The 8,324-nt window shown below is 35.4% G+C and carries 6 protein-coding genes; all 6 read right to left on the reverse strand.

Annotated features, from left to right (window positions below; translation table 11 throughout):
- Positions 1–227 precede the first annotated feature (227 nt).
- Positions 228–1,370: a hypothetical protein gene (locus tag ACEW8U_RS11280; RefSeq protein ID WP_373522145.1), complete on the reverse strand. Its 1,143-nt coding sequence runs from the start codon at positions 1,368–1,370 to the stop codon at positions 228–230.
- Positions 1,371–1,797: 427 nt separating this feature from the next.
- Positions 1,798–3,378 (reverse strand): vitamin K epoxide reductase family protein, encoded by a 1,581-nt coding sequence (locus ACEW8U_RS11285; RefSeq protein ID WP_373522146.1) that lies wholly within the window; start codon positions 3,376–3,378, stop codon positions 1,798–1,800.
- A gap of 675 nt (positions 3,379–4,053) precedes the next feature.
- Positions 4,054–5,172 carry a DUF4221 family protein gene (locus ACEW8U_RS11290; RefSeq protein ID WP_373522147.1) on the reverse strand — a complete coding sequence of 373 codons (1,119 nt, stop codon included), beginning with the start codon at positions 5,170–5,172 and terminating at the stop codon, positions 4,054–4,056.
- A gap of 179 nt (positions 5,173–5,351) precedes the next feature.
- On the reverse strand, positions 5,352–5,570 hold the full coding sequence (locus ACEW8U_RS11295; RefSeq protein WP_373522148.1) for a hypothetical protein: 219 nt from the start codon (positions 5,568–5,570) through the stop codon (positions 5,352–5,354).
- Positions 5,571–5,827: 257 nt separating this feature from the next.
- A complete protein-coding gene (locus tag ACEW8U_RS11300; RefSeq protein ID WP_373522149.1) occupies positions 5,828–7,030 on the reverse strand; it encodes a DUF4221 family protein in 1,203 nt (400 codons plus the stop codon).
- Between the two features lie 478 nt (positions 7,031–7,508).
- Positions 7,509–8,324: ribonuclease E/G (locus ACEW8U_RS11305; RefSeq protein WP_373522150.1), on the reverse strand; the 816-nt coding region annotated here is incomplete at its 5' end.

The raw sequence follows: 8,324 nt of genomic DNA on the forward strand, positions 1-8,324 counted from the left end.
GGCTCGAACATTTGCCGCCAGCTTCTTTCAGATTCGCAGTCGCCCACGACACCCTTGCTCTTGGCTAACGATAAGTACTGCAACTCTCGTTCGGGACTTGCACCCTATAGCGTGATGACCATGCCTGACACACAAAAAGGGGAAAATACCAGGGGAATTTTCCAAAGTAACAGGTGATTAATATGATTTTTTTTTGATGAGCCATTAAAAATCAGTTTAATTGAAAGTTATTTTTTGACAACTTCGTATATCTCGTAGCGAATAAAATCCTCCTCCACCTCTGGATCCACTATCTGAAACAAAAGTCTTTTCCCTGGAAGGCTTATCATTAATTTTCCATTTTTGGGCATAGGTATATCTCCGGATAATTGATTGTTTTGGTCAAATAAGATTAGACGATGATAGGTAGGGTCTTTAAAATGATGATAGGTCGGATCAGATTTTATCTTTTTTTCATAGGTAAGAGGGGAAATTTCTCTGATATAATTAAGTATTATAAGCTCTTCAGCTGACTTCAGAATCTTATGGTTTCTCGCAGTCAAAGTGATTTTATTATTATAAGTACTTAAACTTTTTCCTGTTATAACTGAATTTTTTAGAGCTTTAAATTCTTCATGTTCCATCTTTATAGAGGATTCCAATCTCAATGAGTTCAAATTATAGACAGTGATTTCATTATCAAAAGAGGTGGTCAGGTAAAGTTTATTATTACTCCTATCTATGGCATAAATTGGGAAATACAGGCCCCCAATAGATTTATCTATATATTTAGATATCCCCCTATCAGAAATAGGTGCAAATTCAATCTGTTTATCAAATTCTGGTTGAAATATCTCTAGTAAATTCCTACTTTTAAAATCACTATTGTCCATTGACCAGTCTACTCCGCTAGGATTGGTTATAAATGAAAAACTAGCTGGAATATCATTTTGAAAGAAAAAAGAAAAGATTTTCATATTTCCAAAAAGGTATACTTGACTTCTTGATAAGTATTTATCCCTTTTTTTGAGATTGAGATTTTGATCATAAAGAAGAATCTGAAATGGTGTTTGGATCCAGATATTACCTTCATCGGTAAAAGCCATACTATTTAAAGAAGCTACAGATTGATCAGGACCTTCTCCTTCCAAAACTTTTTGAACAAGTATATTACCATCTTGATCGAGAATGAGGATTTCTGTTACTTCGGGTTTATTGATGTAAGCAAGGTAAAGGTCATTTTTTGAATAATAGTCTATAATCTCAACAGGTAAAAAAGAATCAATCCTAAACTCACTTGATTTGAGGAGTTTATATTGAGAATACACATAAGTAGGCCGAAAAACTGCTACGAAGAGAAAACTCAAAATCAATAGATGTTTTAAATTCATTTTATTATTTTTTTAAAGAATATTATGGATATTAGAATATGGGGTAAATCGGCCTAAGAATATCTTAGGCCGATATTTAACTAAGTACAATTACAACGTGTAAAATTATCTATGCTCCCACAATAAAACCGAGTAGTACTCCTATCACAGCTGTGTACACTCATTGATTGTGACCAATCACCGCATTGCAATAAACATCCTCCCCCACTACCACCGGTAATCATCCTCATCTCCTCACGGGAAAGAGACTCTGTAGCGATTTTTAAACTCATCTTTTTCATAGTTTTTTTGATTTAAAGGTTAAACATAAACTTAGTTAAATTGTAATTTAATTCTTGACCCGGACCTTAAAGTCACCCGGAGCCTGTGACCATTCATCGCGACTGAATATGTTAGAAGCCTGATCGGCTGTAGCTATTTTGTTTTTTTATGTCAATACATTTATCAGATCATCCACCGCATATTGATCGGGTAATTTATATCCGTCAATAAAGATGGTGGGTGTGTATATAATGTGTTCGGCTTCACACCAAGCCCTCATTTTTTGAATTTTATTGTCCTGTTGGTCCAGTTCCCCGTTCATGGGATATCTTTTGCTGAATGTTTCATAATCCTTATTTTCTGCATTGTACCAATCATCCAATGCAATTTTAATAAGGGGTCGATCTTTGCTTTTTTCTTCTATTGCCAAAAAATGACTGACAGGTTTGGCCAAGATGTTTTGGGTTGTTGCAGTAAAAATTATCTGCAGGTCAATGATGCCTTTCTCAAACAGGGAATCCAGAATTGGATGTGCTTTTGCACATGGTCCACAATATGGATTACAGACTTTAATGACTTTATGCTTAGCGTTGTTGTTTTTCAATATAATTCCCAGATTATCCGGGTTATTGTTGACTTGCCGGGATTTGACCAACAAGCTTCCAAAAACTGTTTTATTGTTTTTTAGTTTGCTTAAATTATTCTTGTAGAGATCTCTTTCTTTTGCTTTTTCCAATACGGGTTTTAAGTAAAACCATCCAACCATGGGGATAAAAAATAAGGAAAAAATAAGGATAATGTGGCCAAAAGGAATGATCGCATTATACACTTTAAAGAAATAAGCTGTACATACCTCCAAGAGTAAAATACCTTGTATAACCAGACAGAATTTACACCAGTTTTTTATTACAACAGCCTGGAAATAGAAAGAAATAAACAAGAAGGGAATTGTCAGGAAGCTTATCGCACCTATTGCCAATAATGAACCATAGGAAAAACCCTGGACCATTAAATAGGTCAGAGATGCAAAGAAATATGCGAAAACCAAACTGCTTAAACTGATTGATGTGCCGGGCAAGTAGGCATATTTTGATGTTAAAACTGCATTGCAGTTCACTTTTTTATTATTGGAGCAGATTTTCTGGAGTATGGGGTTGTATTGGTCCACTTCAAACCACAATAGAAAAATCGAGGTAACCAATCCGGATATTTTAAGGATAGCCATGACACTTTTTTCCAGCAGGAGTGAACCATTATCCGAACTCCAGAATATAGAGATTACAATCCAGGCGATAACTGTTAGCGCAAGAATCCCGGAATGAATTCCGGCCAATATTTTCCTCCGGATTTTTTGGTCAATGTTTTCTTCTTTAGAGGTCTCAGTCTTTTCTACCAATAAACTTACACCTGTCCAGTCTTTAATAAATTCCGAATTTTCTTTATGCGCTATCGCACCATTTTCATCAAAAAAAGTGACATAATTTCCTTCGATTTCTTTTAAGACACAAAATTTTGATTGACCATGTTTCATTACCTGCACGATAGCAGGCGTTGGAATATTTTTAAAATCAGATTTATCAATTTTGACAGCATGGTTAATAACACCATATTTTTCCATGGTATCCGCTATGCACAATAGACTGGGATGGTCAGGATGGGATAAAAGACAGTCCTGTAAATACTGATCAGTATGTTTTAAATTCAATAATTTTAAAACTAACCTGGAACTTATAAAACAATTGTCCATAACATATAAAGAATTAAATAAATCAAAATAAAGAACTATCTAATTGACAGATGTTGAATTAAACCTAAAAACAATTTATTAAAAAAACAAACCCAAACTTAAATCATAAGGACCGAAATCAATATTATTGTACTATTCCAATATTAAAAAACAAAACAATATTCTGAAAACTAAAAATGCCCCCCCCCATTTTACAAACTAAAACACATGTAATAATGGGTTAGGCAGAATTTGAAATTTATTTTGTGGTTTTTTAAAAAAAGTTTAGATACAATTTTATATTTTATGTGTATCTGCATCACTACACGTATTTTAAAAACAGGGGAAAATACCAAGGGAATTTCCCAAAATAACAAGAGATCAAAATTATTTTATTTCCATCACCCATTGTCATTACATCTTAATTGAAATCAAGTTGCCAATCATATTAAATTTTTGATGTCCATTCATCGCAATTGAAATTTTTGTGCCACCACAGCAGTATTCTGACCAAATAATCCAGTACATTTTTTAATTCATTCACTGGGTGGGATTTGACAATGATACTCCGAAAGGTAGGACAGCAGTCTTTGGAGTCGAATTGTATGAAGAAAGGTAAAGTGATTTTCAAAAGATAAAGACAGTAAATATTAAATTATTAAAGAAACTTGGATACAATGGTTCCTCCTGGAGGATTTAATCGGAAATTGTCAATACAACAAACCCCATCTCATCATTTATATTTTCATAAATCCATATTTTCCCGTCTTTGGCAAAGTGCTTCGCAGGTTTCTTGATCAGTTGTGGGACAAGAGATTCTCCAAGCTGGTTTAACTCCCTATCGTAGGCTGTTAAATATACTTTGGTTTTCTCTTCATTTTCCTCATACGAAAACCGATAAAAGACTTGGTTTTTCTTATCCCAAAAGAGGGGCAAAAAATTAATTTCACCCCTGTATTTTCTATATTCAATCTGAAAAGCTTCTGAGGTTTCATGATTCTTTTTATATTCTTTCTCTTTTTGATTCGCGGTAAGTTGACTATTGTATGTTTTTATAAATAGCGAGTCCATCTCTGTATCATACCACATTAGGGTGCTTATGATTTCGTTGGACAAAATCACTTTGTTACCGAATCTTTCTATACCTACTTTTGGCCCCTCGGTCATATGAACAGTGGCTTTCCCTATATAAGTATATTTAAAAGTATAATCAGGAATTTTTTCAAAACTCTTCAGCTTAATTTTAGAAACTTCATAGTCCTTCAGATTCAGGATTCCCAATACATAATTATTGTCCTCATAGCGATAAATCAATCCATATAGCCTGTCTGTGTTGGTATCAAGTATAACTTTTGACCCTAATTGCTCACCTCCTTCCATGGGATGCCCACCTAGGGAAAAGTTTTCATAATAAACGGTATTCAGCTTTTTCCCGTCCAAGGAAAATAATGAAGTATGAAACATACCAGTTATGGTAATTTGGTCTCCGCTATGAATTTTCATCACTGCCGCATTTGTCCCTATACCATTTGGACCCTCTCTTTCAAAAGGTAACTTCTTTTCCAGACTCAACTCATCCAGGTTTATTTTCTCAATGGCAACATCGTTCTCATTAAAATTATAAAGGTGTTTACCATTTTCGTTTAAATCAGAATTTAACAGCTGATATTGTAAAAATATAATTTCGTCACCAGAATCAATGAGAACCGTATCTAAGGAAAATTGAGGGTTGGAAAAATAACCCGAGCTATTTTTAACATTATTTTCTTGACAGGAAATTAACATTACAAGAATCAAATAGAATAAGTACCGCATATATAATTTTTTCACATTATGGGACAACAGGTAGCATATCAAATAATTAAACACATGCCATCTTTAAGAAAAACTAATAATCCATCTTTCAATTCCAAGTAAAAGACCTCTAAATTGGCCATATCTTTTTAGGATATGGCCAATTAACACTAATTAACGCAAATCACGGAATTTATGGACTAATTGGGCGTACATGCTCCATTTCCGCCTGCACAATACATTGCAACAGCGTCGGCTGCCTCTTGGTCGGAACAGTAGAATCCCTGCCAGGATCCTGCACCTGTTGTACAATGGCAATAACGATAATTGCACCCACCACCCCCACTTCCTCCGGTAATCATCCTCATTTCCTCACGGGAAAGAGACTCTGTAGCGATTTTTAAACTCATCTTTTTCATAGTTTTTAATTTTAATGGTTAAAAATAAACTTAGTTAAGTAGTAATTAAATTCTTGATCCGGACCTTAAAGTCACCCGGAGCCTGTGACCATTCATCGCGGATGAATATGTTAGAAGCAAGATCGGCTATACCTGTTTCCTTTTTTTATGTCAATACATTTATCAGATCATCTACGGCATATTGATCGGGTTATTAACATCCGTCAAAATATATTTTAATAGTTTAGTGTCTTATCTTGCAACCGACCTCATATGGCTTAAATATTTATAACTATAAAACCAAATTCATCAGAGAAATTCTGACATACCCAAAGCTTTCCGTCTTTGGCAAAGTATTTATAATTCTCGTCAAACAGCTCTTTAAGTTCAATCTCCGAAACGAGGTTAAACCCGGCATCGAACACTGTCAAAAATACATGAGTCTTTTTGACCGGCAAGACTTCATCCTCCGGCCCTTCCTCAAAGGACCTTTTGGCCGACAATCTGAAATAGCGCCGGTTTACTTTATCCCATACGGGGTCTTTAAAACGGACTTGCTCCAAAAGCTTCCGAGTTTCCCTTCTGATTTGCTCCCGGGTACCGATTAAAGTTCCGGGCAAATTAGCTCTCCTAGGAGTCATTTTTGGTTCATAGTTGACTACTTTTACAAGCTTACCCTCAGGATCCAAAAGAATTATTTCATTGGAATATTCGTGGCTTACGTAAATATAATTCTCGATAGAGCCGAGTAATACCCAAGGGTTATAATTGCTTTTGCCCGCTTTCAAGAAATATTTAGAAAAGGAGTTCTCTGGATCTATATTGATATTTTTTACCAAATTTTCTTCTACCGAAAGAACACCCAAAAAGGCTGTCGTTTTAAGGAAGTCAAGATTGGTCCCCATCACCCGCCAATTCTTGGTGTCTACTACTACTTCCGATCTAGGCGGTGCTACACCAAATGAGTCTCCTACAGAATCCTTTGCTGTTAGCCAATTGATCTTTTGAATCACACGTCCATTTCTATCAATAATCGTGGAAAAAGGCACTGATTTCGCAAACCAAAGGGTGTCCTCTAAAACCTGCAGCCCAAAGATAAAATTTCCAACCCCATTGGGCCCCTCAGCATCCAGAGGATAGGTTTTAACAAATTCTTTTCTATCGAGGTTGATTTCGTCAATGGAAAGATCATGGTGATTATACAGGTAAAAAAATCGTTCATCATCATCCAAATCTGAAACCTCCATATACCCTGACACATCCAGGATACGCTCTTTTGAGTCAATGAGGACTGTATCTATAACGTACTCCGTAATCTGCCAGTCTTGATCTATTTTCCCCTTTTGACAAGAGATGGATACCCAGGCAATGACAAAAAAGAACAAACAATCCCATCTCAAATGACTGTTTGAAACTGGCAAAGAAAGTTTACATCGGGCTTTATCAGAAACAGGCTTCAAGCTGCTAACTCTCAAATTCATAAATATTTTGTTTTCTATTTTCTTACCTTCGTTCTATAAAAATTATAACACTATGACTAATCTATCAAACGATCAAAAACATCTAACCGTATTCGATTATCATCCATATCATAAAAACAATTAAGTCTGAAATAAATCAAAATAAAGAACTATCTAATTGAAAGATGTTGAATTAAAACTAAAAACAATTTATTAAAAAAACAAATCCAAACTTAAATTAAAAGGACCTAAATCAATATTATTTTACTATTTAAATATCAAAATACAAAACAATATTCTGAAAACTAAAAATGCCCACCCCCATTTTACAAACTAAAACACATGTAATAAAGGGTTAGGCAGAATTTAAAATTTATTTTGTGGTTTTTTAAAAAAAGTTTAGATACAACTCTTTTTTTTCTGGATTTCAAAGTTTTAGGGATTTTAGAATTCCTAATCCACTGAATCCCTATACTTAGGGCCATAAAAAAAGCGAGACTTATTCAGTCTCGCTTTTAATTACTGTTAGTTCTATTTCTTCTCCGGATTCGTCTAGGAATCTGTACTCCGTCACTGGGAGGGAAGAGTCTTTTGTCAGTCTAACCCACTTAAAGTATTTGAAAAACCACCTTACTCTCGGGGAAATAAACCCGTTGGTAAAATACGCATACAGGTAAGGGTGTAATCCTATTTGGATGTGGGAAACATTCTGGTTAGTAGCAATATGCTCGAGGTCTTTTTCCAATTGATCAGCCACCAATATGGAGGCTTGAATCTTCCCTGTACCGTTACATGATGGACAGGTTTCTTTGGTGACAATGTTGACTTCAGGTCTGACCCGCTGTCTTGTGATCTGCATCAGACCGAATTTGGTCAGTGGCAGGACAGTGTTTTTGGACCTGTCATCTTTCATCTCTTCCCGCATTGCATCATATATGGCTTTCTTGTTATCAGCCTTTTTCATGTCGATGAAGTCAATGACGATGATACCTCCCATATCGCGGAGGCGTAATTGTCGGGCAATTTCTTTGGCTGCGACCAGGTTGGTTTTTAAGGCCGTCATTTCCTGTTCGCTTTCTTGGTTAGACTTGTTCCCACTGTTGACGTCAATGACGTGGAGGGCTTCGGTATGCTCAATGATGAGGTATCCGCCCTGTGGGAGACTTATCGTCTGACCAAACAAGCTTTTGATTTGCTTCTCTATTCCAAAATTTTCAAAGAGCTTCGCTTTTCCGTTGTAAAGCTTAACAATTTTTTCCTTTTCAGGGGCAATAGATCTGATGTAAGACCTGATTTGATCATAGATCAATTCATC

Origin of the sequence: Aquiflexum sp., assembly GCF_041751335.1 — a bacterium.
Taxonomy (GTDB): Bacteria; Bacteroidota; Bacteroidia; order Cytophagales; family Cyclobacteriaceae; genus Aquiflexum.